At 72.4% G+C, this 23,821-nt stretch carries 19 protein-coding genes and 1 pseudogene; 9 read left to right on the top strand and 11 right to left on the bottom strand.

All coding sequences use genetic code 11. The annotated features are described in order from the left end of the window. Nucleotides 1-28: 28 nt before the first annotated feature. Nucleotides 29-583 (bottom strand): EF-hand domain-containing protein, encoded by a 555-nt coding sequence (locus AB0D94_RS04855; protein ID WP_362045506.1) that lies wholly within the window; start codon nt 581-583, stop codon nt 29-31. A gap of 243 nt (nt 584-826) precedes the next feature. Between AB0D94_RS04855 and AB0D94_RS04850 the strand changes: the two genes are divergently transcribed. Both AB0D94_RS04850 and AB0D94_RS04845 read left to right on the top strand, forming a co-directional pair. Then, nucleotides 827-1,225, top strand: a complete 399-nt coding sequence (locus AB0D94_RS04850) for a hypothetical protein (RefSeq protein WP_362045503.1) — start codon at nt 827-829, stop codon at nt 1,223-1,225. Between the two features lie 84 nt (nt 1,226-1,309). Beyond that, on the top strand, nt 1,310-2,743 hold the full coding sequence (locus tag AB0D94_RS04845; RefSeq protein WP_362045500.1) for an aminopeptidase: 1,434 nt from the start codon (nt 1,310-1,312) through the stop codon (nt 2,741-2,743). A 25-nt stretch (nt 2,744-2,768) separates the two neighbouring features. On the opposite strand, the gene AB0D94_RS04840 is transcribed toward AB0D94_RS04845, so the two are convergent. Next, nucleotides 2,769-4,607 carry a glycoside hydrolase family 3 N-terminal domain-containing protein gene (locus AB0D94_RS04840; protein ID WP_362045497.1) on the bottom strand — a complete coding sequence of 613 codons (1,839 nt, stop codon included), beginning with the start codon at nt 4,605-4,607 and terminating at the stop codon, nt 2,769-2,771. A gap of 36 nt (nt 4,608-4,643) precedes the next feature. Beyond that, complete coding sequence (locus tag AB0D94_RS04835) at nt 4,644-5,594, bottom strand: LysR substrate-binding domain-containing protein (protein WP_362045494.1); 951 nt, start codon at nt 5,592-5,594, stop codon at nt 4,644-4,646. Between the two features lie 100 nt (nt 5,595-5,694). Between AB0D94_RS04835 and AB0D94_RS04830 the strand changes: the two genes are divergently transcribed. Continuing rightward, on the top strand, nt 5,695-6,630 hold the full coding sequence (locus AB0D94_RS04830; RefSeq protein ID WP_362045491.1) for an EamA family transporter: 936 nt from the start codon (nt 5,695-5,697) through the stop codon (nt 6,628-6,630). Here the strand turns inward: AB0D94_RS04830 and AB0D94_RS04825 are convergent. Continuing rightward, a pseudogene (locus AB0D94_RS04825) lies at nt 6,581-7,072 on the bottom strand (GNAT family N-acetyltransferase); the annotation flags it as partial. The gene AB0D94_RS04830 and the pseudogene AB0D94_RS04825 sit on opposite strands and share 50 nt — an antisense overlap. A 49-nt stretch (nt 7,073-7,121) precedes the next feature. After that, complete coding sequence (locus tag AB0D94_RS04820) at nt 7,122-7,664, bottom strand: DUF937 domain-containing protein (protein WP_362045488.1); 543 nt, start codon at nt 7,662-7,664, stop codon at nt 7,122-7,124. Nucleotides 7,665-7,980: 316 nt separating this feature from the next. Between AB0D94_RS04820 and AB0D94_RS04815 the strand changes: the two genes are divergently transcribed. Then, entirely contained in the window at nt 7,981-10,212 is a 2,232-nt protein-coding gene (locus tag AB0D94_RS04815; RefSeq protein ID WP_362045800.1) for an ATP-dependent RecD-like DNA helicase, read from the top strand. 182 nt (nt 10,213-10,394) lie between these two features. Further along, the gene (locus tag AB0D94_RS04810) at nt 10,395-11,684 is read left to right on the top strand and encodes a citrate synthase (protein WP_031149943.1); all 1,290 of its coding nucleotides are present in this window, start codon (nt 10,395-10,397) and stop codon (nt 11,682-11,684) included. A 378-nt stretch (nt 11,685-12,062) separates the two neighbouring features. Here AB0D94_RS04810 and AB0D94_RS04805 read toward each other — a convergent pair whose 3' ends face one another. The 5 genes from AB0D94_RS04805 to AB0D94_RS04785 form a co-directional block, all read right to left on the bottom strand. Continuing rightward, on the bottom strand, nt 12,063-14,318 hold the full coding sequence (locus AB0D94_RS04805) for a heavy metal translocating P-type ATPase (RefSeq protein WP_362045483.1): 2,256 nt from the start codon (nt 14,316-14,318) through the stop codon (nt 12,063-12,065). 120 nt (nt 14,319-14,438) lie between these two features. After that, nucleotides 14,439-14,672 (bottom strand): cation transporter, encoded by a 234-nt coding sequence (locus AB0D94_RS04800; protein WP_362045480.1) that lies wholly within the window; start codon nt 14,670-14,672, stop codon nt 14,439-14,441. Between the two features lie 138 nt (nt 14,673-14,810). Continuing rightward, entirely contained in the window at nt 14,811-15,011 is a 201-nt protein-coding gene (locus AB0D94_RS04795) for a MerR family transcriptional regulator (RefSeq protein ID WP_030384769.1), read from the bottom strand. Between the two features lie 319 nt (nt 15,012-15,330). Then, nucleotides 15,331-16,347, bottom strand: coding sequence for a Gfo/Idh/MocA family oxidoreductase (locus AB0D94_RS04790; RefSeq protein ID WP_362045476.1), 1,017 nt, complete (start codon nt 16,345-16,347; stop codon nt 15,331-15,333). Between the two features lie 11 nt (nt 16,348-16,358). Beyond that, nucleotides 16,359-17,270 carry a sugar phosphate isomerase/epimerase gene (locus tag AB0D94_RS04785; protein ID WP_362045473.1) on the bottom strand — a complete coding sequence of 304 codons (912 nt, stop codon included), beginning with the start codon at nt 17,268-17,270 and terminating at the stop codon, nt 16,359-16,361. Nucleotides 17,271-17,304: 34 nt separating this feature from the next. Here AB0D94_RS04785 and iolC point away from each other — a divergent pair, with 34 nt between their 5' ends. Genes iolC through AB0D94_RS04765 form a run of 4 tightly spaced genes read left to right on the top strand, consistent with a single transcriptional unit; the run spans nt 17,305 to nt 22,643 of the window. Next, nucleotides 17,305-18,285, top strand: a complete 981-nt coding sequence (gene iolC / locus AB0D94_RS04780) for a 5-dehydro-2-deoxygluconokinase (RefSeq protein WP_362045470.1) — start codon at nt 17,305-17,307, stop codon at nt 18,283-18,285. A 7-nt stretch (nt 18,286-18,292) separates the two neighbouring features. Continuing rightward, nucleotides 18,293-19,261: a 5-deoxy-glucuronate isomerase gene (gene iolB / locus AB0D94_RS04775; RefSeq protein ID WP_362045797.1), complete on the top strand. Its 969-nt coding sequence runs from the start codon at nt 18,293-18,295 to the stop codon at nt 19,259-19,261. Next, complete coding sequence (gene iolD / locus AB0D94_RS04770) at nt 19,258-21,132, top strand: 3D-(3,5/4)-trihydroxycyclohexane-1,2-dione acylhydrolase (decyclizing) (protein ID WP_362045467.1); 1,875 nt, start codon at nt 19,258-19,260, stop codon at nt 21,130-21,132. The genes iolB and iolD overlap by 4 nt, the downstream gene beginning before the upstream one ends. Nucleotides 21,133-21,143: 11 nt before the next feature. Beyond that, the gene (locus AB0D94_RS04765; RefSeq protein ID WP_362045464.1) at nt 21,144-22,643 is read left to right on the top strand and encodes a CoA-acylating methylmalonate-semialdehyde dehydrogenase; all 1,500 of its coding nucleotides are present in this window, start codon (nt 21,144-21,146) and stop codon (nt 22,641-22,643) included. A gap of 83 nt (nt 22,644-22,726) precedes the next feature. Here AB0D94_RS04765 and AB0D94_RS04760 read toward each other — a convergent pair whose 3' ends face one another. Continuing rightward, the gene (locus AB0D94_RS04760) at nt 22,727-23,788 is read right to left on the bottom strand and encodes a DUF916 domain-containing protein (RefSeq protein WP_362045461.1); all 1,062 of its coding nucleotides are present in this window, start codon (nt 23,786-23,788) and stop codon (nt 22,727-22,729) included. Between the last annotated feature and the right edge of the window lie 33 nt (nt 23,789-23,821).

Genomic DNA, 23,821 nt, shown 5'->3' with positions numbered 1-23,821 from the left:
CCCCGTGGTCCAGGCCGCGGCCCGTGGCTCAGAGTTCGCCGAAGAGCAGGTTGCCCGGGGCGTCCTCGTCGGTGCTCGTGTAGTACTCGCGGACGGCGGCGAGGAGTTCGTCCACGGACAGGGTGCCGTCGCCGTCCGCGTCGATCCGCCGGAAGAAGGCCTCGGTGTCGGCCAGGCTCAGCCTCGTGTCGAAGGCCTCCTGGCCCTTGTGGAACTCCTCCGGGCTGATGAGGCCGTCGCCGTCGGTGTCCACGACCGTCAGGAAGGCCTTCACCATCGGCCGGAAGGAGCGGTCGTAGGCCGGACCGCCGTCCGCGTAGAGCCGCGTCATGCCCAGCTTGTACTCCTCGGGCGTGACCTTGCCGTCCCGGTCGAGGTCCAGCTCGGTGAAGAGTTCCTGCCAGAAGTCGACGAGCCCGGTCATCACCTGCGTGGCCTTCGGCGAGTTGGCGGGCTCCGCCAGGGCCGACAGCAGCCGGGACCCGAGCGCGATGATGTCGTGCTCGTCGATGACCCCGCTCCCGTCGGCGTCCAGGTGCGTGAAGGCGCGCTCCAGCTTGCGGTCGAGGAGATCGGTCGTCATGTGAGTGGCCTTTCGCGGCTACGGTGAGCTGGTGACTGGTCACCTAGCGTAATCTCCTCGCTGATCGTGAACTCCCGCTCTCCCGCCAGGGAGTTGTGGATGCACTCTTACGAGGTATGACCGGCCGGTGCGCAGGGGCCCGGAACCCGATCCGATGTCCTTGCCCACTGCAACCTTCGGGGAGGTACGGGCGTCGTACGTGCGTGCGTTCGTTGTACGTACGACCGATCGGGGGACGCGGTGGTGAAGGGGCGGAAGGGGCGCGGGCGGCGGGTCGCGGTCCTGGGGGTGTTCGGGGCGGCGCTGTGGCTCAGCGTCGGCGGGCTGTTCTCGGCGCCGCCCGCGCAGGCCGCGACGGGGGGCTGTGCGGGCCGGCTGGCCAAGACCCTGCCCTTCGCGACGGGTGAGGTGCGCGTGTACAAGAGCCGCAACCAGGCCTGTGCGGTGACGGTGGCCCGCGAGCCCGGGAAGCGCCGGCAGATGACGGTGAGCATCCAGCCGCGCGGCGGGGTCCCTGTCCGGGACTCCGGGCGATTCACCCGTTATGCCGGGCCCGTCGTCGTCGGTGCGATCAGCCGCTGTGTGTATGTAAAGGGGGACGTGAGCGGCGGATCGGCTGATTCCGGCTGGATCCTGTGCTGAGGGTGCGACCCAACTAGGTCTGTTCAGCAGCGTGTTGACCCGGCTAGGTTCACGGCGACCGAAGTGAACTCAAGGGGAGGGTGAATGCGCAAGACGCTCGGATGGCTGCTGTCGCTCGTGGTGCTGATCGGCACCATGGGTGCGGCCGGCTCCACGGCACATGCGGCCACCGCCGCCACGCCGGCGGCCGCCACGGACATCAAGGACCAGATCCTCGGCATTCCGGGGATGAGCCTGATCGAGGAGAAGCCGTACCCCGGCTACCGCTTCTTCGTACTGAACTACGAGCAGCCGGTCGACCACCGGCAGCCGTGGAAGGGCACCTTCAAGCAGCGCCTGACCCTGCTGCACAAGGACGTCTCGCGCCCGACGGTGTTCTTCACCTCCGGCTACAACGTCAACACCAACCCGCGCCGCAGTGAGCCGACGACCATCGTCGACGGCAACCAGGTGTCCATGGAGTATCGGTTCTTCACGCCCTCCCGGCCCGACGCGGCCAACTGGGCGAACCTGGACATCTGGCAGGCCGCCAGCGACCAGCACCGCATCTTCACCGCCCTGAAGAAGATCTACACCAAGAACTGGCTGGCCACGGGCGGCAGCAAGGGCGGCATGACGGCGACCTACTACGAGCGCTTCTACCCGCGCGACATGGACGGCGTCGTCGCGTACGTCGCGCCCAACGACGTCGTCAACAACGAGGACTCGGCCTACGACCGGTTCTTCGCCAAGGTCGGCACCAAGGAGTGCCGCGACCGGCTGAACGCCGTGCAGCGCGAGGCGCTCGTACGCCGCGAGCCGCTGGAGGCCAAGTACGCGGTCGCCGCCGCCGAGAACGGCTGGACCTTCACCACGGTCGGCGACCTCGACAAGGCCTACGAGGCCGTCGTGCTCGACTACGTGTGGGCCTTCTGGCAGTACAGCCTGCTCGCCGACTGCGCCGCCATCCCGGCCGCCGCCACCGCCACGGACCAGGAGATCTGGGACACGATCGACGCGATCTCCGGCTTCTCCGCCTACTCCGACCAGGGCCTGGCGACGTACACCCCGTACTACTACCAGGCGGGCACCCAGCTCGGTTCCCCGGACATCAAGCAGCCGCACCTCAAGGGCCTGAGCCGCTACGGCTACCAGCCGCCGCGCAACTTCGTGCCCCGCGACATCCCCATGACCTTCCAGCCGGGAGCCATGAAGGACATCGACACCTGGGTGCGCGACAACGCGAACCAGATGCTGTTCGTGTACGGGCAGAACGACCCCTGGGGCGCCGAGCCGTTCCACCTCGGCTACAAGGTCCGCGACAGCTACGTCATGACCGCGCCGGGCGCCAACCACGGGGCCAACGTCGCCCAGCTCCTCGACGGCGAGAAGGCCCTCGCGACCGCGAAGATCCTCAAGTGGGCCGGGGTCGCCCCGGCCGCCGCGCTCGCCGACGCCGGCAAGGCGGCGCCGCTGGCGGCGCCGGACGCGCAGCTCGACCAGCGCGACCTGGAGCGCGAGCCGCAGCTGCGCCCGTAGGGGCATCTCCCCGCCGGGCCACGGACTAGTAGGTCAGTCCGTGGCCCAGCGGGTAGCGGCCCGGGACGGGCACCGGGAGGCGGCCCGAGGGGCGCACCGCCCCGGTCAGCACCCGGGCCGCCGCCCGCATCTCCACGTCGGTCCAGGAGTACGTCGCCAGCTCCGCGGCACACTGCGGCAGCCGGGCCGGGTCGTACGGGTTGCGGACCGCCACCACGACCACCGGCACCCCGGTGGCCAGCAGTTCCGTCACCAGCGTGCGCTGGGCGCTGTCCCCCTCGGGGACGTTGTACGTGCACACCAGGACCGCCGTGTGGCCGGGCGCCCCGGCCACCGCGCGGGCCGGCGGCGTCGCCGCGGCCCGGCAGCCCAGGGCGGTCAGCTCCCGGGCCAGTACGGCCGTAGGGGGCCCCGTCGTACCGCTGGGGGAGGCCGGGTCGGTCCCGGTGACCAGCAGCCGGGGGCCCGCCGCCGCGTCCAGCGGGAGCAGCTTCACCGGATTGGCCAGCAGGGTCGTCGTACCGGCCGCGATCTCGTCGGCCGCGGCCAGGTGCTCCGGGATGCCGACCGCCCGGTCCACCCCTTGCGCCGTGGGCCGCGCCTCCTCGAACAGGCCCCGGCGGACCTTCAGTTCCAGGATCCGCAGCACCGACTGCTCGATCCGCTCCTCCGTCAGCTCGCCCGCCTCGACGGCGGCCAGCACGCTGCGGTGCGCGAGTCCCAGGTCCGGCGGGTTCAGCAGCTGGTCGCAGCCCGCCTTCAGGGCCAGTACGGGCACCCGGTCGTCCCCGTACTTCTGACGGACCCCGGCCATGTCGAGGGCGTCGGTGACCACCACCCCCCGGAAACCCAGGCGTTCGCGCAGGATGCCGGTGACGATCGGCCTGGAGAGGGTCGCCGGGTCCCCCGAGGGATCCAGCGCGGGGAAGACGATGTGCGCCGTCATGACGGCGTCCACGCCCGCCTCCACCGCGGCCCGGAAGGGCGGCTCGTCCAGCTCCTCCCAGACGGCACGGGTGTGGCGCATGACCGGCAGGCCGACGTGGCTGTCGGTCTCGGTGTCCCCGTGGCCGGGGAAGTGCTTGGCGGTGGCCGCCACCCCGGCGCCCTGGTAGCCGCGGACCTGGGCGGCGACCAGAGCCGCCACCGCGCGCGGGTCCGAGCCGAAGGAGCGGACGCCGATGACCGGATTGGCCGGGTTGACGTTGACGTCCGCCACCGGCGCGTAGTCCTGCCGGATGCCCATGGCGGCCAGTTCGGTCCCCGCGATGTGCGCGGCCCGGCGGACCTCACCGGTGGCACCGGCCGCGCCGTGCAGGGCGCCCAGCGCCATCGCCCCCGGGAACAGGGTGGCGGGCCTGCCGATCCGGGCGATGATGCCGTGCTCCTGGTCGGTGGAGAGCAGCAGCGGGATCCGCGCGCCGCTGTCCAGGGCGGCCCGCTGGAGGCCGGCCGAGAGCTCGGCGATCTGGTGCGGGGTACGGGTGTTGTGGGCCCACGCGAAGTAGATGATCCCGCCGAGGTGGTAGCGGGCGACCAGCTCGGCCCCGGTGCGCACCCCGAACAGCTCCAGGTTCTTCTCGGCGTCCGCCGGATCGGGGTCGGTCGCCGCATGCCCGTAGGCCCGGGAGACGAACAGCTGCCCGACCTTCTCGGCCAGGCTCATCCCCTCCACCAGGCGGCGCAGCCGGGCCCGGTCGGGCCGCCGGCCCGGGCGGTCCAGGGGGTCCCGGCCGGGGTTGCGCGAGTCGTCGGGAGCGGACGCGGGACTGCCCCCGACGGCGGCGGAGGCGGCCCCGGCGGCCGTGACGGCGACCATGGCGGCCGCGGTGAGCAGGGTCCGGCGGGAGGCTTCGTTCGGCACGCGCCGGACCCTACTGCCGGGCCGGGCCCCGGGGCGTCAGGGACACTCGGGAGGTCCCCCGGAAGTGGGCCCCGGCCGCGACGGTTCCGGCTGGGCGGCCCAGTGCTCCTGCAGGACCCGTACGGCCTCGGTGATCGCCGGGCGGCGGGCCGCCCCGGTCCTCCACAGGGCGTACAGCCGCCGTACGGGGCCCGGCTCCAGGCGGACGGCCACCGCTCCGGGCGGCAGCGCGCCGGTGCCCAGCCGGGGGACGACCGCCACCCCGAGCCCGGCCGCGACCAGGGCGACGATGGTGTGGTTCTCCTCGGCCACGTGCGCGATGTCGGGCTCGAAGCCGGCCGTGCGCAGGGTCCGTACGAGCCAGTCGTGGCAGACCCGGCCGGGCGGCTGGCACACCCAGCGCTGACCGCCGAGCTCGGCCCGGCTGACGGCCCGCCGGGTGGTGAAGGGATGCCCGGCCGGGACCACCAGTTCGCACAGGTCGTCCCCGATCACCGCCTGCTCGATCCCCTCGGGCGCCGGCAGGGGCGCGATGTCCCAGTCGTGGGCCACCGCCAGATCGGTCACGCCGCGGGCCACCAGGTCCACGGACAGGTGGGGGTCCACCTCCGTGAGGCGTACGTCCAGCGCCGGATGACGGCGGGCCAGGTCGGCCAGCACGCCCGGCAGCAGCCCGCGCGCCGCCGAGGCGAAGGCGGCCACCGTCAGCAGCCCGCTCGGCTGCCCGCGCCGCTCCTCCAGGGTGGTCTCGGCCCGTTCGACGATGGCGAGCAGCTCCTGGGCCGTGTCCGCCAGGTGCCGGGCCTCCTCGGTCAGCGCGACACCCCGGCCCCGCCGTTCCAGCAGGGTGGTCCGGGTCTCCCGCTCCAGCTTGGCGATCTGCTGCGAGACCGCGGAGGGGGTGTAGCCGAGGGCGGCCGCCGCGCCCGCGACCGAACCGTGGACGGAGACGGCGTGCAGGGCGCGCAGCCGGGCGAGGTCGAGCACGGATCCATCGTGGCAGGAGCCCCACCCGTAAGCAATGCTTCATCCATCCCGGAAGAGATCCGTGCTGGTGCTTCACTGTCGCGGCGCCGATGCTCGGATCATGCGTCCCGTACACACCGCACTCGCCGTGCTCGTCGCCGCCGTCTGGGGCTTCAACTTCGTCGTCATCGAGATCGGGCTCGGCCACTTCCCGCCGCTGCTGCTGTCCGCCCTGCGCTTCCTCGTCGCGGCCCTGCCCGCGGTGTTCCTCGTCGGGCCCCCCAAGGTCGCCTGGAAGTGGATCCTCGGGGTCGGCGCGGTCCTCGGCATCGCCAAGTTCGGGCTGCTGTTCACCGGCATGGACGCCGGGATGCCGGCCGGGCTGTCCTCCCTCGTGCTCCAGGTCCAGGCCGTGTTCACGGCCGTCCTCGCGGCGGTGCTGCTGCGCGAGCGGCCGGGCCGGATCCGGGTGCTCGGCATGGGCGTGGCCCTCGCGGGGATCGCCGTGGCCGCGGCGGACGGGGGGACCTCCGGGCCGGTGCTCGGCTTCGCGCTGGTCGTCGCGGCCGCCGCCTGCTGGGGCGTCTCCAACGTCCTGACCCGCAAGGCCTCCCCGCCCGACGCGCTGAACTTCATGGTGTGGGTGTGCACGGTCCCGGTGCTGCCGCTGTTCGCGCTCTCGCTGCTGCTGGAGGGGCCCGAGCGGGACCTGGCCGCACTGCGCGCCCTGGACTGGTCCGGGCTCGCCGTCATCGGGTACGTCGCCTGGGTGTCCACTGTGTTCGGCTTCGGCGCCTGGGGGTACCTGCTGCGCCGCTACCCGGCCTCAGCCGTGGCCCCGTTCTCGCTGCTGGTGCCGGTGTTCGGGATGTCCTCGGCGGCGCTGGTGCTGGGGGAGCAGGTCTCGGGCACGCGATGGCTGGCGGCGGTGCTCCTGGTCGGCGGGGTGGCGCTCACCTCACTGGCCCCGGCCCGTGCCCCGGACCGTACGGGGGCCGGTGCGGGCGTCAGCGCGGGGAGTCCTCCTGCAGCGGCAGCCGCCAGTCCTGCCCCGTGAGGGTGACCCCGTACGAGCGGTGGGGGCGCTCGGCGACCAGGGTGAAGCCCGCCCGCAGGTACAGGGAACGGGCCCCGTGCAGTACGTCGTTGGTCCACAGCACCAGCTCGCGGTAGCCCACCGAGCGGGCGAAGGCGACGACCGCGTCGACGAGGCGGGTGCCGATGCCGTGGCCCCGGCCCGCCGGGTCCACCAGCAGCAGCCGCAGCCGGGCGGTGCCCGGAGCGCCGTCCTCGCGCACGCACATCACCGAGCCGACCGGGCGGCCGTCCAGCTCGGCGATCCAGACGCGTTCCAGATACGGGTCGTGGTCCTGGGCGAAGTCCGCGACGATCCGGGCCACCAGGCCCTCGAACTCGGCGTTCCAGCCGTACTCGGCGGCGTAGAGCGCCCCGTGCGCCTGCACGATCCAGCCCAGGTCGCCGGGCTCGGGATCGCGCAGCCGCACCGCTGCTGCCTCGGGCGTGTCCATGGCCTCCGAGGATAGCCCGCTACTTCTTCCCGCCGCCCAGGATCTGGCCCAGCAGGTCGCCCAGGCCGCCGCCCGCCGGGGCCGCGCCGGGGGCCGCAGCTCCGGGGGCGGGGGCTCCGGCGGCCGGGGCGCCCGCGCCCTTTCCTGCGGCCGCGCGCTTGGCGAAGACCGCCAGCAGCACGGGGATCAGCATCTCGATGACCCGGCTGATGGTGGGGGCGGGGATGCCGGTCTTCTTCGAGACGGCGTTGGCCACGGGCTTGGCCACCTTGGCGAGCACCCCGGCCATCATTCCGCCGCTGAGCATCCCGCCGACACCGCCGAGCGTGGCCACGCCCTGGAGCGGGGGCTCGGTGACCTCCGCGAGGGCCTGGCGCACCTCCACCCCGTCCTCGTCCTCGGCGCCGGCCTTCTGCTGGAGGTCGCCGGTCATGGCGCCGACGGTCTCCGTGACGGTGCTGCGGGCGCCGTCTTTGTCCGTGCCGAGCAGTCCGGCGATCTCGGTCAGCTTGTCGTCGCCGAGCTCGTGGAGCACGTCGTCCTGGAATGAAGATTCGCTCATGTCCGAAACGCTACTTCCGTGCCGATTCACCGGCACCTTGGGTAGGCGTTTGGTAACGGAAAGGTAAATCTGTAGATCAGAGTGCAACCCTCCACCGGCATCGGGGGTCGTATGTTGCGTCGGGACTTCCGGGAGGGGATCTGGGGGGATCGGGAAGTCCGGCACGGGAGGGGTAACCGTGAGGGGGTCCGGCCGCGAGGCCGGACCCCCTTTGGTCCTTCCGCAGGTCCTTCCGCAGGGTGCGCCGCCGCTTCGTCCACAGGCCCGGCGCGCTGTCGGCGCCGCACGGTAGCTTCGTGCCATGGCAACCGACGGGGTGGTGCAACAGGCAGTGGTGGAGGGGGTGCTCGAGCGCATCACCTACGCCAACGAGGACAGCGGCTACACGGTCGCGCGCGTCGACACCGGCCGCGGCAGCGGCGACCTGCTCACCGTCGTCGGCGCCCTGCTCGGCGCGCAGCCCGGCGAATCGCTGCGCATGGAGGGCCGTTGGGGCTCCCACCCGCAGTACGGCAAGCAGTTCACGGTGGAGAACTACCGCACCGTGCTCCCCGCCACCATCCAGGGCATCCGGCGCTACCTCGGCTCCGGCCTGATCAAGGGCATCGGCCCGAAGATCGCCGACCGGATCGTGGAGCACTTCGGCACCGACACCCTCGACGTGATCGAGGGCGAGCCCAAGCGGCTGATCGAGGTACCCGGGCTGGGCCCCAAGCGGACGAAGCTGATCGGGGCCGCCTGGGAGGAGCAGAAGGCCATCAAGGAGGTCATGGTCTTCCTCCAGGGCGTCGGCGTCTCCACCTCCATCGCGGTCCGCATCTACAAGAAGTACGCCGATGCCTCCATCTCGGTGGTGAAGAACCAGCCCTACCGGCTCGCCGCCGACGTCTGGGGCATCGGCTTCCTCACCGCCGACCGGATCGCCCAGGCCGTCGGGATCCCGCACGACAGCCCGGAGCGGGTCAAGGCCGGGCTCCAGTACGCCCTGTCCCAGTCCACCGACCAGGGCCACTGCTTCCTGCCCGAGGACCGGCTGATCGCCGACGGGGTCAAGCTGCTCCAGGTGGACACCGGCCTGGTGATCGACTGCCTGGCCGAACTCGCCGCCGATCCGGAGGGGGTCGTACGGGAGTCCGTGCCCGATCCGCAGGGCGGCCCGGACCCGCTGACCGCCGTCTACCTCGTGCCCTTCCACCGGGCCGAGCTCTCGCTGGTGGGCCAGGTGCGTCGGCTCCTGCACGCCGAGGACGACCGGATGCCCGCCTTCCAGGACGTGGACTGGGACAAGGCGCTGGGCTGGCTCGCGGGCCGGACCGGGGCCGAACTCGCCCCCGAGCAGCGGGACGCGGTCCGCCTCGCGCTCACCCGCCGGGTCGCCGTCCTCACCGGCGGGCCGGGCTGCGGCAAGTCCTTCACCGTCCGCTCGATCGTGGAGCTGGCCCGGGCCAAGAAGGCCAAGGTCGTCCTCGCCGCGCCCACCGGGCGGGCGGCGAAGCGGCTGGCCGAGCTCACCGGGGCCGAGGCCTCCACGGTGCACCGGCTGCTGGAGCTCAAGCCCGGCGGGGACGCGGCGTACGACCGGGACCGGCCGCTGGACGCGGACCTGGTCGTGGTCGACGAGGCCTCGATGCTGGACCTGCTGCTGGCCAACAAGCTGGTCAAGGCCGTGGCGCCGGGCGCGCACCTGCTGCTGGTCGGGGACGTGGACCAGCTGCCGTCCGTCGGCGCCGGGGAGGTGCTGCGGGACCTGCTGGCCGAGGGCGGCCCGGTGCCCGCGGTCCGGCTGACCCGGATCTTCCGGCAGGCCCAGCAGTCGGGCGTGGTCACCAACGCCCACCGGATCAACACGGGCGTGCTGCCGATCACCGACGGGCTGCCGGACTTCTTCCTCTTCCCCGAGGAGGACACCGAGGAGGCCGGGCGGCTCACCGTGGACGTGGCCGCCCGCCGGATTCCGGCCAGGTTCGGGCTCGACCCGCGCCGCGACGTCCAGGTGCTCGCACCCATGCACCGGGGCCCGGCGGGCGCCGGAAACCTCAACGGCCTGCTCCAGCAGGCCATGACCCCGGCCCGGCCGGACCTGCCGGAGAAGCGCTTCGGCGGCCGGGTCTTCCGGGTGGGCGACAAGGTGACCCAGATCCGGAACAACTACGAGAAGGGGGCCAACGGCGTGTTCAACGGCACGGTCGGCGTGGTCACCGGTCTCGATCTGGACGAACAGCGCCTGACGGTACGGACGGAGGAGGACGAGGAGATCGGCTACGAGTTCGCGGAGCTCGACGAGCTGGCCCACGCGTACGCCGTCACCATCCACCGTTCCCAGGGGAGTGAATATCCGGCAGTGGTGATCCCCGTCACCACCGGGGCTTGGATGATGCTCCAGCGAAATCTGCTCTACACGGCGGTGACCAGGGCGAAGAAACTGGTCGTCCTCGTCGGGTCCCGCAAGGCCCTCGGCCAGGCGGTGCGTACCGTTTCCGCAGGCAGGAGGTACACGGCGGTGGCGCCCAGGCTGTCCGGCCGGATACCGGTGGGAAACATCACCTAAATGATCGATCATTTGGGGTTCCGCCACCGGTGCGGAGGGGGCAGGATGAGCAGCTTGGCGGCACTCAGTGCCGTCAAAAGCACCAAACGCCGACCCCGAGTGCACTCTCCTGCGCCAAATGGGGGAAGGTAGAGGCAGTCAGGGCACCTCGAAGAAGAGGCACTACGTCGGTGAGGGATGACGTGAGCGACAACTCTGTAGTACTCCGGTACGCGGACGGTGAATACACCTACCCGGTGGTCGAAAGCACCGTCGGTGACCAGGGCTTCGACATCTCGAAGCTGAGGGCCCAGACCGGGCTCGTCACTCTGGACAGCGGCTACGGCAACACCGCGGCGTACAAGTCCGCGATTACCTACCTCGACGGTGAGCAGGGCATCCTGCGTTACCGCGGTTACCCGATCGAGCAGCTGGCCGAGCGTTCGACCTTCATCGAGGTCGCGTACCTGCTGATCAACGGTGAGCTGCCGACCGTCGACCAGCTCGCGTCGTTCCGCAACGAGATCACCCAGCACACCCTGCTGCACGAGGACGTGAAGCGCTTCTACGACGGCTTCCCGCGTGACGCGCACCCGATGGCGATGCTGTCCTCCGTGGTCAGCGCGCTGTCGACGTTCTACCAGGACAGCCACAACCCCTTCGACGAGAAGCAGCGCCACCTCTCGACGATCCGGCTGCTGGCCAAGCTCCCGACCATCGCGGCGTACGCGTACAAGAAGTCGGTCGGCCACCCGGTGGTCTACCCGCGCAACGACCTCGGCTACGTCGAGAACTTCCTGCGCATGACCTTCTCCGTGCCGGCCCAGGAGTACGACCTGGACCCGGTCGTGGTGTCGGCGCTCGACAAGCTGCTGATCCTGCACGCGGACCACGAGCAGAACTGTTCGACCTCCACCGTGCGTCTGGTCGGCTCCTCGCAGGCGAACATGTTCGCCTCGATCTCCGCCGGCATCTCGGCCCTGTGGGGTCCGCTGCACGGTGGCGCCAACCAGTCCGTCCTCGAGATGCTGGAAGGCATCAAGAACGACGGCGGCGACGTCGACGCCTTCATCCGCAAGGTGAAGAACAAGGAGGACGGCGTCCGCCTGATGGGCTTCGGGCACCGCGTCTACAAGAGCTTCGACCCCCGGGCGAAGATCATCAAGGCGGCGGCGCACGACGTCCTCTCGGCGCTCGGCAAGAGCGACGAGCTGCTGGACATCGCGCTCAAGCTGGAAGAGCACGCGCTGGCCGACGAGTACTTCGTCGAGCGCAACCTCTACCCGAACGTGGACTTCTACACCGGTCTGATCTACCGGGCCATGGGCTTCCCGACCGAGATGTTCACCGTGCTCTTCGCGATCGGCCGGCTGCCCGGCTGGATCGCCCAGTGGCACGAGATGATCAAGGAGCCGGGTTCCCGCATCGGCCGCCCGCGCCAGATCTACACCGGTGAGGTCCTGCGCGACTTCGTCCCGGTCGAGGCCCGCTGACCCGAGGTCCTTCTCCACCCGCGGCCGCACGGCCGCACGCGAGGCTTGCGAAAAGCGCCCCGCCGCCGATCCCCCCACGGGTCGACGGTCGGGGCGCTTTCCTTTCCCCGGAGCGGATTCCCCCCACGGGACCCGGACCGGGGCGTCAGTGTCTGCCGGGACCCGTTTCGGGTCGGGAGGGCCGCTCAAAGCTTCCCGCGGGCACGCGTCCCGGCCGGCTGGTGCCGCGGACGTCCCCCAAGACCTCCGTGGAACGCCCCCCAAGACGTTCCTGGCACCGTCCCATTAGACCCGTGCCGACCCCGGATGGTTACGTTGCGATCACTGTGATCTGCGTCTCCCGTGAAGGAAGTGTGTGCGGTCCGGGGAGGTGATCCACTAGCGGAAGGAACGCAACCGGAGGCTGTTCGTCACGACGAAGACCGAGGAGAAGGCCATCGCGGCCCCCGCGATCATGGGATTGAGCAGCCCGGCGGCCGCCAGGGGCAGGGCGGCCACGTTGTAGCCGAAGGCCCAGAACAGGTTGCCCTTGATGGTGGCCAGGGTCCGGCGCGAGAGCCGGATCGCGTCCGCGGCCACCCGCAGGTCACCCCGTACCAGCGTGAGGTCGCCCGCCTCGATGGCGGCGTCCGTCCCGGTGCCCATGGCCAGGCCCAGGTCGGCCTGGGCCAGCGCGGCCGCGTCGTTGACCCCGTCGCCGACCATGGCGACCGTACGGCCCCGCGCCTGGAGTCCGCGTACGACGTCCGCCTTGTCCTGCGGGAGCACCTCGGCGATCACCTCGTCGATGCCCACCTCGCGGGCCACCGCCTCGGCCACGGCCCGGTTGTCGCCGGTCAGCAGGACCGGGGTGAGACCGAGCGCCCGCAGCCGGGCGACCGCCTCGGCGCTGGTCTCCTTCACCGCGTCGGCCACCGTCAGGACCCCGCGCGCCGCTCCGTCCCAGGCCACCAGTACGGCGGTGGCGCCCTCGGCCTCGGCGGCCGCCTTGGCCCCCGCGAGACCGTCGGGGAGGGTGATCGACCAGTCGGCCAGCAGCCGCTCGCGGCCCACCAGGACGGCATGTCCCTCGACCACGCCCTGCACGCCCAGCCCGGGGAGGCTGTGGAAGCCCTCGGGGACCGGCAGCCGGCCCGCCCGGTCGGCCGCGCCGGTGGCGATGGCCCGGGCGATCGGGTGCTCGGAGGCGTGCTCCAGGGCTCCGGCCAGGCGCAGCAGCTCGTGCTCCTCGACGCCCGGGGCGGGGTGCACGCCGGTCAGGGTCATCCGGCCGGTGGTGACGGTGCCGGTCTTGTCCAGTACGACGGTGTCCACGCGGCGGGTGGACTCCAGCACCTCGGGGCCCTTGATCAGGATCCCGAGCTGTGCGCCCCGTCCGGTGCCGACCATCAGTGCGGTCGGGGTGGCCAGGCCCAGGGCGCAGGGGCAGGCGATGATCAGCACGGCCACGGCCGCGGTGAAGGCGGCGGCGGGGTCGTCGGTGATCAGCAGCCAGGTGACCCAGGTGCCGAGCGCGAGCAGCAGTACGACCGGTACGAAGACCCCGGAGATCCGGTCGGCGAGGCGCTGCACCTCGGCCTTGCCGTTCTGGGCGTCCTCGACCAGCCGCGCCATCCGGGCGAGCTGGGTGTCGGCGCCGACCCGGGTGGCCTCGACGACCAGGCGGCCGGAGGCGTTGACGGTGGCGCCGGTGACGGCGTCGCCGACGGAGACATCGACCGGGACCGACTCGCCGGTCAGCATGGAGGCGTCCACGGCGGAGCTGCCCTCGACGACCGTGCCGTCGGTGGCGATCTTCTCGCCGGGGCGTACGAGGAAGCGGTCGCCGACGGCGAGCGCGCTCACCGGGATGCGGACCTCCCGGCCCGCGCGCAGGACGGTGACGTCCTTGGCGCCCAGTTCCATCAGCGCCTTGAGGGCGGCGCCGGCCTTCCGCTTGGAGCGGGCCTCCAGGTAGCGGCCCAGGAGGATGAAGCTGACGACGCCGGCCGCCACCTCCAGGTAGATGGCCGAGGAGCCGTCCGTACGGGAGATCGTCAGGTCGAAGCCGTGCCGCATGCCCGGCATGCCCGCGTGGCCGAAGAACAGGGCCCACAGGGACCAGGCGAAGGCGGCCAGGGTGCCGACCGAGACCAGGGTGTCCATGGTGGCGGCGCCGTGCCGGGCGTTGGTCCAGGCGGCCCGGTGGAAGGGGAACGCGCCCCAGACGACGACCGGGGCGGTGAGGGTCAGGGAGAGCCACTGCCAGTTGTCGAACTGGAGGGCCGGGACCATCGCGAGCAGGACGACGGGGAGGGCGAGGGCGGCGGAGACGAGCAGCCGCTGGCGCAGCGCGCCGAGTTCGGGGTCGCGTACGGCCGCCGTCGCCGGGGTGTCGGCGGCCGGCTCCGGCTCGGGTGGCGCGGGCTCCTCGGCGGTGTAACCGGTCTTGACGACGGTCGCGATCAGGTCGGCGACCTGGACGTCCCCGGTGTAGGAGACGTGGGCCTTCTCGGTGGCGTAGTTCACCGTGGCCTCGACGCCGTCCATCCGGTTGAGCTTCTTCTCGATGCGGGCCGCGCAGGAGGCGCAGGTCATCCCGCCGATCGAGAGCTCGACCGCTGCTATGGGCCCGTCGTGCACTGTGCTGGTCATGTTCCGGCTCCAGGGGGAGGGCCGGGCCGTACGGAACCAGTATGAGCTGGCCGGTACGGCCCGGCGGGGTACTGCCGCGTACTGCTGGGTGCTGCGGGTGCTGCCGAAGGGAGGAGGTGCTCAGGCCCGGCCGGCGAACTCGTACCCGGCCTCGTCCACGGCGGCGCGGACGTCCTCGTCGGCGAGCACGGCGGCGGAGACCACGGTGACCTCGCCGGTCGCGGCGACGGCCTTGACCGAGCTGACGCCCGGCAGGGCGGAGAGCTCGCTGGTCACCGCGCCCTCGCAGTGCCCGCAGGTCATGCCGGTCACCCGGTAGACGGTGGTGGTCTGGGTGTCCGTCTCGGCGGTCATGTCGTTCTCCTCTTCAGGGGCGTGTCCGGTCACCGGAGGGGCGGCGGATCCCTCCACCGTCCTCCCGACACTCCAAGACTATACCCCTAGGGGGTATCGAAGCGAGTATCCGGGGCCGTGTTCCGCGAGGGCCGGGGGTCAGTCCTCGCGGCGGCCCCGGTTGCCGGGGCGGCGCGCCACCCACGCGCGGACGGTGTCGGCGTACCAGTAGGGCTTGCCGCCCTCCACGTGGTCGGGAGCGGGCAGGAGCCCGTGCTTGCGATAGGAGCGCACGGTGTCCGGCTGGACGCGGATGTGGGCGGCGATCTCCTTGTAGGACCACAGCTGTCGGTCGCTCATCACGACACCTCCTTGTCCACGCCGCGGGGCCGGCCGGGAGGCCGTCGGGGGAGCCGGCGCGTGGACAGTGACGATCACTCGGGTTGTGCCCAAGGAACGACGCCGGGTGAGGGCAGGGGAGGGGCTGTCGACCGCCTGTGACGGAAAACCCGCGTAATGCGGATATGCGTGACACAAAGGGGACCCCTGTGACAGACGCGCCACAGGGGTCGCCCGGTATCCGAGGACCGGGACAGGAGGAGAAGGAGGGGACGGGGAAGGGAGGGGAGCAGAGGGGCCGGGCCGGCCGGCCCGGTTGAGCCCGCCGCCGGAGGCGGGCTCAGCGCCGGTACAGCGCCGGCCGCTCCACCAGCTCCACCAGGGTCCGTACGCCGCTGCGCGCGGCCGCCAGCCCCGCCTCCGAGACCGCGGCCGCCGCGTAGCCGTCCCAGGCGTCCGGTCCCGCCACCCGGCCCCGCGCGGCAGCCGCCACCCAGCGCCGCAGCTGGCGGTCGTAGGCATCGGCGAAGCGCACCGTGAAGTCCTGGTCGACCTCCCCGCCCCACCGGCCCCCCGACTGCACGACCATCGCCTGGCCGTCGCCGATCCGGGCCGTGCCGGACTCGCCGACCGCCTCGCACTGCACCTGGTAGCCGAAACCGCAGTTGACGAAGATCTCCACGTCGACGAGGGCCCCGCCGGAGGTCTCCAGCAGCACCAGCCGGGGATCGCGCAGCCCCTCGGGAGCCGCCGAGGAGGACCGGGGGGAGAGCACCGACACCGCCGTGACCTCCTGCCCCAGCAGCCAGCGGGCCGCGTCCACCTCGTGCACCACGGAATCGCTGATCAGCATGTCGCTCGTGAAGAACGACGGCGAGGAGACGTTGCGGTGGCGGCAGTGCAGGAAGAGCGGCCGCCCGATGCCGCCCGCGTCCAGCAGCTCCTTCAGCCGCTCGTACTCGGCGTCGTGCCGCCGCATGAACCCCACCTGCACCAGGCGCCGGCCCAGCCGCCGTTCCGCCTCCATCACGCGCAGCGCACCCGCCGGGTCCGGGGTCAGCGGCTTCTCGCACAGCACCGGCAGTTCCCGCTCCAGGGCGTGCAGGATCGCTTCCTCGTGCGCGGGCCCGGGGGAGGCGATCAGTACGGCCTGCACGCCGGGCGCGGCTATCGCCGCCGCCGGGTCGGTGTGCGCACTCGCGCCGTCCAGGCGGCCCGCGACCTCCTTGACCCGGTCCCCGTCCGGGTCGGCCACGGCCACCACCCGGGCCCCGCCCACCGTGCGGCCGATCCGGCCGACGTGGTCGGCGCCCATCTTCCCGGTGCCGATGACGGCGATACCGAGCGTGCTGGTCATGTCGGTTCCCTTCAGGCGCCGCAGGAGCGCAGGTAGGCACGGGTACGGCGGGCGATCGGCAGCGGCCGGTCGGGCGGGCAGGGGTACATGTCCTGCTCCACGATGGCGAACAGGTCCACCCCGAGCCGCTGGGCCGCCGCCAGTACGGGCTCCAGCGCGGGCACCCCCGACGGCGGTTCGCACATCACCCCGAGGCCCACGGCCGGGCCGAACGGCAGCTGCCGTCGGGTGACTTCGGCGAGGATCCGCGGGTCCACCTGCTTGAGGTGGAGGTAGCCGATCCGCTCGGCGAAGGTCTCGATGGCCTCGACGCTGTCGCCGCCGCAGTACGCGTAGTGCCCGGTGTCCAGGCAGAGGGAGACGAGATCGGGGTCGGTGGCGTCCAGGAAGCGGGCCACGTTCTGCGGGGTGTCGATGTGGGTGTCGGCGTGCGGGTGGACGACGATCCGCAGTCCGTACCGGTCCTGGACCTCCCGGCCCAGCCGCTCGGTCTGGGTGGTCAGTTCGCGCCACTGACCGGCGGTCAGGGTGCGGTCCTCCCGTACCTCCCCGGTCTTGTCGTCCCGCCAGAAGGAGGGGATCACGACGAGATGCGCGGCGCCCATGGCCTGGGTGAGCGCCGCGATCCGCGACACGTGCGCCCAGGTGTCCTCCCACACGGCGGGCCCGTGATGGAGTCCGGTGAAGACGGTTCCGGCCGAGACCCGCAGCCCGCGCTTGGCCGTTTCCTCGGCGAGTCGGGCGGGATCGGTGGGCAGATAGCCGTAGGGGCCGAGCTCGATCCACTCGTACCCCGCGTCGGCGACCTCGTCGAGGAAACGCTCCCAAGGGGTCTGCCGGGGATCGTCGGGAAACCAGACACCCCAGGAGTCCGGAGCCGAACCGATGCGGATACGGGTCAACGCGGGCGGGGAGGACGTCATAGCGGCCACCTTAGGCGGGAGACGAGGGAGACGAGTGGGAGGACTGACTGTGACCGGCACCGGCGATCCGTTGGCGTTCGACCTGATCACGATGGGCCGGATCGGGGTGGATCTCTACCCGCTGACGACCGGCGTACCACTGGCCGAGGCGGAGACCTTCGGCAAGTTCCTGGGCGGCTCCCCGGCGAACGTGGCCGTCGCCGCGGCCCGGCTCGGGCGGCGGGTGGCGCTGATCACCCGCACCGGCGCGGACCCCTTCGGCGGGTATCTCCGCTCCGAACTGCGGGGCTTCGGCGTGGACGACCGGTGGGCGACCGAGGTCGCCGGCCTCCCCACGCCGATCACCTTCTGCGAGATCTTCCCGCCGGACCGGTTCCCGCTGTACTTCTACCGGCTGCCGAAGGCCCCGGACCTGGAGATCGCGCCGGACGAGGTGGACCTGGAGGCGGTACGCGCGGCCCGCGTGTTCTGGATGACGGGGACGGGCCTGAGCGAGGAGCCCTCGCGGGCGGCGACGCTGACGGCGCTGGAGGCCCGCGCCCGGTCGGGGACGACGGTGTTCGACCTGGACTGGCGGCCGATGCTGTGGCGGGAGAAACCCGGGCCGTACTACGAACGGGCGCTGGGGTGGGCGACGGTGGCCGTCGGGAACACCGAGGAGTGCGAGATCGCCACGGGGCAGTCGCGGCCGTACGAGGCGGCGCGGGCGCTGCTCGCCGCCGGGGTGGAACTGGCGGTGGTCAAACGGGGCCCGGAAGGCGTCCTGGCCGTCCACCGCGACGGGACGGTGGCGGAGGTCCCGCCGGTGGCGGTCGAGGTGGTCAACGGGCTGGGCGCGGGGGACGCGTTCGGCGGGGCGCTGTGCCACGGGCTGCTCGCCGGGTGGGAGCTGGAGCGGGTCGTCCGCTTCGCGAACGCGGCCGGGGCGATCGTGGCTTCCCGGCTGGCGTGCTCTTCGGCGATGCCGTTCTCCGGCGAGGTCGAGGAGGTGTTGGGGCGTGCCGGTGGTGTCTGAGTGGGGGATGTCCTGGACGAGGCTGGTCGTCCTCGACCTGGCGCCGGGGGAGGTGTACGCGCACGGGTGCGGGGAGTCGGAGTGGATCGTGCTCCCCCTCGTGGGCGCGTGCGAGGTCCGCTGCCGGGCGCTGCCCGGACCCGCGCCTCAATCGCCTCCGCAGCTTCAAGACCGGGGCTCCGCCCCGCACCCCGCTCCTCAAACGCCGGAGGGGCTGAATGATGCGGCGGGGCCGGATATTTCAGCCTCGCCGGCGTTTGAGGCGCGGGGGTCTGGGGGCGGCGCCCCCAGCAACGGTCCGCAGACGTTCGAACTGCGCGGCCGCGACGGGGTGTTCGCAGGGCCGACCGACTTCGCCTACCTGCCCCGGGACGGCTCCGCCGACGTCACCTCGGCAGAGGGAGGACGCTTCGCCCTCGCCGGGGCCCGGTGCGAGCGCCGGCTGCCCGCACGGTACGGCCCGGCCGCAGACGTGCCCGTAGAGCTGCGCGGCGCGGGTCAGTGCTCCCGGCAGGTCAACAACTTCGCCGCGGCCGGGGCGTTCCCCGCCGACCGGCTGATCGCCGTAGAGGTGCTCACCCCCGGCGGGAACTGGTCCTCGTACCCGCCCCACAAGCACGACGAGCACCACCCCGGCGAGGAGTCCCGGCTGGAGGAGATCTACTACTTCGAGATCGCCCCGCACGGGGACACCCCCGGGCTCGGCTACCAGCGCGTCACCCCCTCCCCGGCCGGGAAGACCGAGGTCCTGGCCGAGGTGCGGACCGGGGACGCCGTGCTCATCCCGGACGGCTGGCACGGGCCGTCCATCGCGGCCCCCGGGCACGACATGTACTACCTGAACGTGATGGCCGGACCGGGCCGGACCCGGGAGTGGCTGATCCGGGACCACCCGGACCACGGCTGGATCCGGGACACCTGGGCGGACCAGGCCGTGGACCCCCGGCTGCCCTTCTACCGCGCGGAGGACCGATGAGGCTCACCGTCGCCCAGGCCCTCGTACGGTTCCTGGGCTGCCAGTACACCGAGCGCGACGGCCGCAGGCAGCGGCTCATCGCCGCCACCTGGGGGATCTTCGGGCACGGCAACGTCGCCGGGATCGGGCAGGCCCTGCTGGAGAGCGGCCCGCAGACCATGCCCTTCCTCCAGGGACGCAACGAGCAGGCCATGGTGCACGCCGCCGTCGGATACGCCCGTCAGTGCGGGCGGCTCTCCGCGCACGCCGTCACCACATCGATCGGGCCCGGCGCCACCAACCTCGTCACCGGCGCCGCCCTCGCCACGATCAACCGGATCCCGGTGCTCCTGCTCCCCGGCGACACCTTCGCGACCCGGCCCGCCGACCCGGTGCTCCAGCAGCTCGAAGTGCCCTACGCGGGGGACGTCTCCGTCAACGACACCCTGCGGCCCGTCTCCCGCCACTTCGACCGGATCACCCGCCCCGAGGCCCTGGTTCCTGCCGCCCTCCAGGCCATGCGGGTGCTCACCGACCCGGTGCAGAGCGGCGCCGTCACCCTCGCCCTGCCGCAGGACGTGCAGGCGGAGGCGTACGACTGGCCCGAGGAGTTCTTCGCCGACCGGGTGTGGGCCGTCCGCAGGCCCCGGCCCGACCGTACGGAGCTCGCGGCCGCCGCCGAGGCCGTACGGGGCTCCGCGCGCCCCCTGCTCGTCGCCGGCGGCGGGATCCGGCACAGCGGGGCCCAGGCGGCGCTGGCCGCCTTCGCCGGGGCCACCGGGATCCCGGTGGCCGCCACCCAGGCGGGCAAGGGCGCCCTGCCGTACGACCACCCCGCGGACGTGGGCGGGATCGGGCACACGGGGACGGCCACCGCCGGCGCCCTGGCCCGGGAGGCCGATCTCGTCATCGCCGCCGGGACACGGCTGACCGACTTCACCACCGCCTCCGCCACACTGTTCCAGAACCCTGCCGTCCGCTTCATCGGCCTCAACCTCGACCCGTACGACGCCCACAAGCTCGCCGCCCGGCCGCTGGTCGCCGACGCCCGCGAGGGGCTCGACGCGCTGCGGGAGGCGGTTTCCGGCCACCGGGTGGATCCCGCGTACGAGACGGCGTACGGGCAGGCGAGGAGCCACTGGGAGGCCCGCGTCGACCGCGCCTACGCCGTGCCCGCCCCCGACGAGGACGCCCCGCCCACCCAGGCCCAGGTCCTCGGGCTGCTCGACGCCCTCGTGGACGGCACCGACATCCTGGTCAACGCGGCCGGATCCCTCCCCGGCGACCTGCACAAGCTGTGGCGGGCCCGCTCGGCCGACCAGTACCACGTCGAGTACGGGTACTCCTGCATGGGCTACGAGCTCCCGGCCGCGATCGGGGTGGCGCTGGCCGCGCCCGGCCGCCCGGTGTGGGCGCTGGTCGGCGACGGGACGTACCTGATGAACCCGACGGAGATCGTCACGGCCGTCCAGGAGGGAATCCCGGTCAAGGTGGTCATCCTCGACAACCACGGGTACGCCTCCATCGGAGGCCTGTCGCAGGCGGTGGGCGGCGAGGGCTTCGGTACGGCCTACCGCTTCCGGGCGGCCGACGCCTCGTACACCGGCGACCCCCTTCCGGTGGACCTCGCGGCCAACGCGGCCTCCCTCGGGATGGCCGTGATCCGCGCCCGCACCGTACGTGACCTGCGGGAAGCCCTCGCCGAGGCCCGCTCGGCGACGCGTCCCACATGTGTCTACGTACAGACCCGAACGCCCGACACTGTGTCGGGCCCACCCCCGGCAGCGGCGTGGTGGGATGTTCCTGTGGCCGAGACCGCGACCCGTAAGGCGGCGGCCCAGGCCCGTGAAGAGTACGACCGGCAAGCCGCGCAGCGACGTCGCCATCTGTGAAGGAGCAAGGCATGAAGACCGTCAACCACTGGATCGGTGGCAAGACCGTCGAGGGCGCGTCGGGCAACTACGGCCCGGTCACCGACCCGGCCACCGGCGAGGTCACCACCCAGGTCGCCCTGGCTTCGGCCGAGGAGGTCGACGCGGCGGTACAGGTCGCCCAGGAGGCCTTCCAGACCTGGGGCCAGTCCTCGCTGGCCGCCCGCACCAAGGTGCTGTTCGCCTACCGCGCCCTGCTGGACGCCAACCGCGACGCCATCGCCGAGCTGATCACCGCCGAGCACGGCAAGGTCCACTCGGACGCGCTGGGCGAGGTCGCGCGCGGCCTGGAGATCGTCGAGCTGGCCTGCGGGATCACCACGCAGCTCAAGGGCGAACTGTCGACCTCGGTCTCCAACCGGGTCGACGTCTCCTCCATCCGCCAGCCGCTGGGCGTCGTCGCGGGCATCACGCCCTTCAACTTCCCCGCGATGGTCCCGATGTGGATGTTCCCGCTGGCCGTGGCCTGCGGAAACACCTTCATCCTCAAGCCGAGCGAGAAGGACCCGTCGGCGTCCAACAAGCTGGCCGAGCTGATGACCGAGGCCGGTCTGCCCGCGGGCGTGCTGAACGTGGTCCACGGCGACAAGGTCGCGGTGGACGCCCTGCTGGCCCACCCCGGCATCGCGGCCGTCTCCTTCGTCGGCTCCACCCCGATCGCCCGGCACATCCACACCACCGCCTCGGCCAACGGCAAGCGCGTACAGGCCCTGGGCGGCGCCAAGAACCACATGCTGGTGCTCCCTGACGCCGACCTGGACGCGGCCGCCGACGCGGCCGTCTCCGCCGCCTACGGCTCGGCCGGCGAGCGCTGCATGGCGATCTCCGCGGTCGTGGCCGTCGGCTCCATCGCCGACACGCTGGTCGACAAGATCCGCGAGCGCGCCGAGAAGATCAAGATCGGCCCCGGCAACGACCCGACCTCCGAGATGGGCCCGCTGATCACGGCCGCCCACCGCGACAAGGTCGCCTCGTACGTCAAGGGCGCGGCCGCCCAGGGCGCCGAGGTGGTCCTGGACGGCACCGGCTACACGGTCGAGGGCAACGAGAACGGCCACTGGATCGGCCTGTCCCTGCTCGACCACGTGAAGACGGACTCCGACGCCTACCGCGACGAGATCTTCGGCCCGGTGCTGTGCGTGCTGCGCGCCGAGACCTACGAGGAGGGCGTGGCCCTCATCAACGCCTCGCCGTTCGGCAACGGCACCGCGATCTTCACCCGCGACGGCGGAGCGGCCCGCCGCTTCCAGCTGGAGATCGAGGCCGGCATGGTCGGCGTGAACGTCCCGATCCCGGTGCCGGTGGGCTACCACTCCTTCGGCGGCTGGAAGGACTCCCTCTTCGGCGACCACCACATCTACGGCAACGACGGCATCCACTTCTACACCCGCGGCAAGGTCGTCACGACCCGCTGGCCCGACCCGGCGGACGCCCCGGCCGGCGTGGACCTGGGCTTCCCCCGCAACCACTGACGCCCACCAGGCGCCGCACACCGCAGAACCCCCGGCCAACCCTCACCGGCCGGGGGTTCCTGCTGTCTCCGGGGGGTGGCCGGTCAGTGGGTGTCCGCCAGGTCCGGCTGCGGCTGGGGGTGTTGCCCGGCGCGGCGGTGTCTGCGGCGCAGGGTGTGGAGGATCAGGGCCAGGCCCGTCAGGATCAGGGCGGCGCCCGCGGCGGGCCACGGGACGGCGACGAAATCGGCCTCGGAGCGTGAGGACAGGTCGGGGTGGGTGGTCGCGCCGGCGCTGATCCTCACGGTCACCCAGTCCAGCTGCGGCGCGTCCGGCCAGGGTTCGGTCAGCTCGACGCGCTGGCCCGGGAGGAGCACCAGCTTCAGTTCGCGGGCCGGCCGGTCCAGGACCCGGCGTCCGAACAGGCCCTCGGCGGAGACCGTCACCTTGGGCTCGACGACCACGTTGCCCCGGTTCACCAGGGCGTACGAGACGGTGGCGCGGGCGTCGCGGACCCAGGGCAGCAGTGGCGCCGACCGGCTGACCTCCACGTCCTCCACGCTCAGCCCCGGGGTCAGCGGCCCCGGCACCCGGAAGTACAGCCGGGCCCCCACCGAGCGCTTCACCCCGACCTGGACCTTGCCCTCCTTCTGCACGCCCTCCACGGCGGTGCCCAGGGCGACGATCCCGCCGACGTGGTCGCCGGGCGTCGCGTCCGCCGGGACCTTCACGGTGAAGGGGATGTCCTTGCGGCCCCTGGCCGGCACGGTGACCGTCTTCGCCGTCTCCGGCGGCAGCGATATCCAGGTGCCGACGTCCTTGGGCGCCGTCTCCACCGGCAGCAGGGCGAAGGCGCCGCCTGACGGGGTGTTCACGGCGTCGGTGGCGAAGACCTGGAACGTCAGCTCCTGGTCGGAGGAGTTCAGGATCGTCACGCTGTCGACGACCGTGGTGCCGGCCGCGCCCTGGTGGAAGAAGTACGCGCGGTCGGTGATCGGCGCACCGGCCGGGGGCGTGGGGAAGACCGCCCAGGTCCCGTTCTCCGCGGCCGCGGCGGGGCCCGCGGCCGGGAGCAGCAGCCCCAGCGGGCCGAGGAGACCGAGCAGGCCGAGGAGGAGCCCGTAGCGGAGGGTGCGGGCGGTGCGGGTGCGGATGCGGGTGCGCATGGGCGGGTCTCCAGTCGGGGCCGACAGGGGAAG

The organism is Streptomyces sp. NPDC048255, from assembly GCF_040652415.1.
Lineage (GTDB): Bacteria > Actinomycetota > Actinomycetes > Streptomycetales > Streptomycetaceae > Streptomyces.
This window is presented reverse-complemented; position numbering and strand designations above follow the sequence as displayed.

Bases quoted from the DNA above. Each gene is read 5' to 3' on its own strand.
- AB0D94_RS04855 (WP_362045506.1), bottom strand. From the start codon at position 583: ATGACGACCGATCTCCTCGACCGCAAGCTGGAGCGCGCCTTCACGCAC.
- AB0D94_RS04845 (WP_362045500.1), top strand. From the start codon at position 1,310: ATGCGCAAGACGCTCGGATGGCTGCTGTCGCTCGTGGTGCTGATCGGC.
- AB0D94_RS04830 (WP_362045491.1), top strand. From the start codon at position 5,695: ATGCGTCCCGTACACACCGCACTCGCCGTGCTCGTCGCCGCCGTCTGG.
- AB0D94_RS04820 (WP_362045488.1), bottom strand. From the start codon at position 7,664: ATGAGCGAATCTTCATTCCAGGACGACGTGCTCCACGAGCTCGGCGAC.
- AB0D94_RS04805 (WP_362045483.1), bottom strand. From the start codon at position 14,318: ATGACCAGCACAGTGCACGACGGGCCCATAGCAGCGGTCGAGCTCTCG.
- AB0D94_RS04800 (WP_362045480.1), bottom strand. From the start codon at position 14,672: ATGACCGCCGAGACGGACACCCAGACCACCACCGTCTACCGGGTGACC.
- AB0D94_RS04795 (WP_030384769.1), bottom strand. From the start codon at position 15,011: ATGAGCGACCGACAGCTGTGGTCCTACAAGGAGATCGCCGCCCACATC.
- AB0D94_RS04790 (WP_362045476.1), bottom strand. From the start codon at position 16,347: ATGACCAGCACGCTCGGTATCGCCGTCATCGGCACCGGGAAGATGGGC.
- AB0D94_RS04785 (WP_362045473.1), bottom strand. From the start codon at position 17,270: ATGACGTCCTCCCCGCCCGCGTTGACCCGTATCCGCATCGGTTCGGCT.
- iolB (WP_362045797.1), top strand. From the start codon at position 18,293: ATGTCCTGGACGAGGCTGGTCGTCCTCGACCTGGCGCCGGGGGAGGTG.
- iolD (WP_362045467.1), top strand. From the start codon at position 19,258: ATGAGGCTCACCGTCGCCCAGGCCCTCGTACGGTTCCTGGGCTGCCAG.
- AB0D94_RS04765 (WP_362045464.1), top strand. From the start codon at position 21,144: ATGAAGACCGTCAACCACTGGATCGGTGGCAAGACCGTCGAGGGCGCG.
- AB0D94_RS04760 (WP_362045461.1), bottom strand. From the start codon at position 23,788: ATGCGCACCCGCATCCGCACCCGCACCGCCCGCACCCTCCGCTACGGG.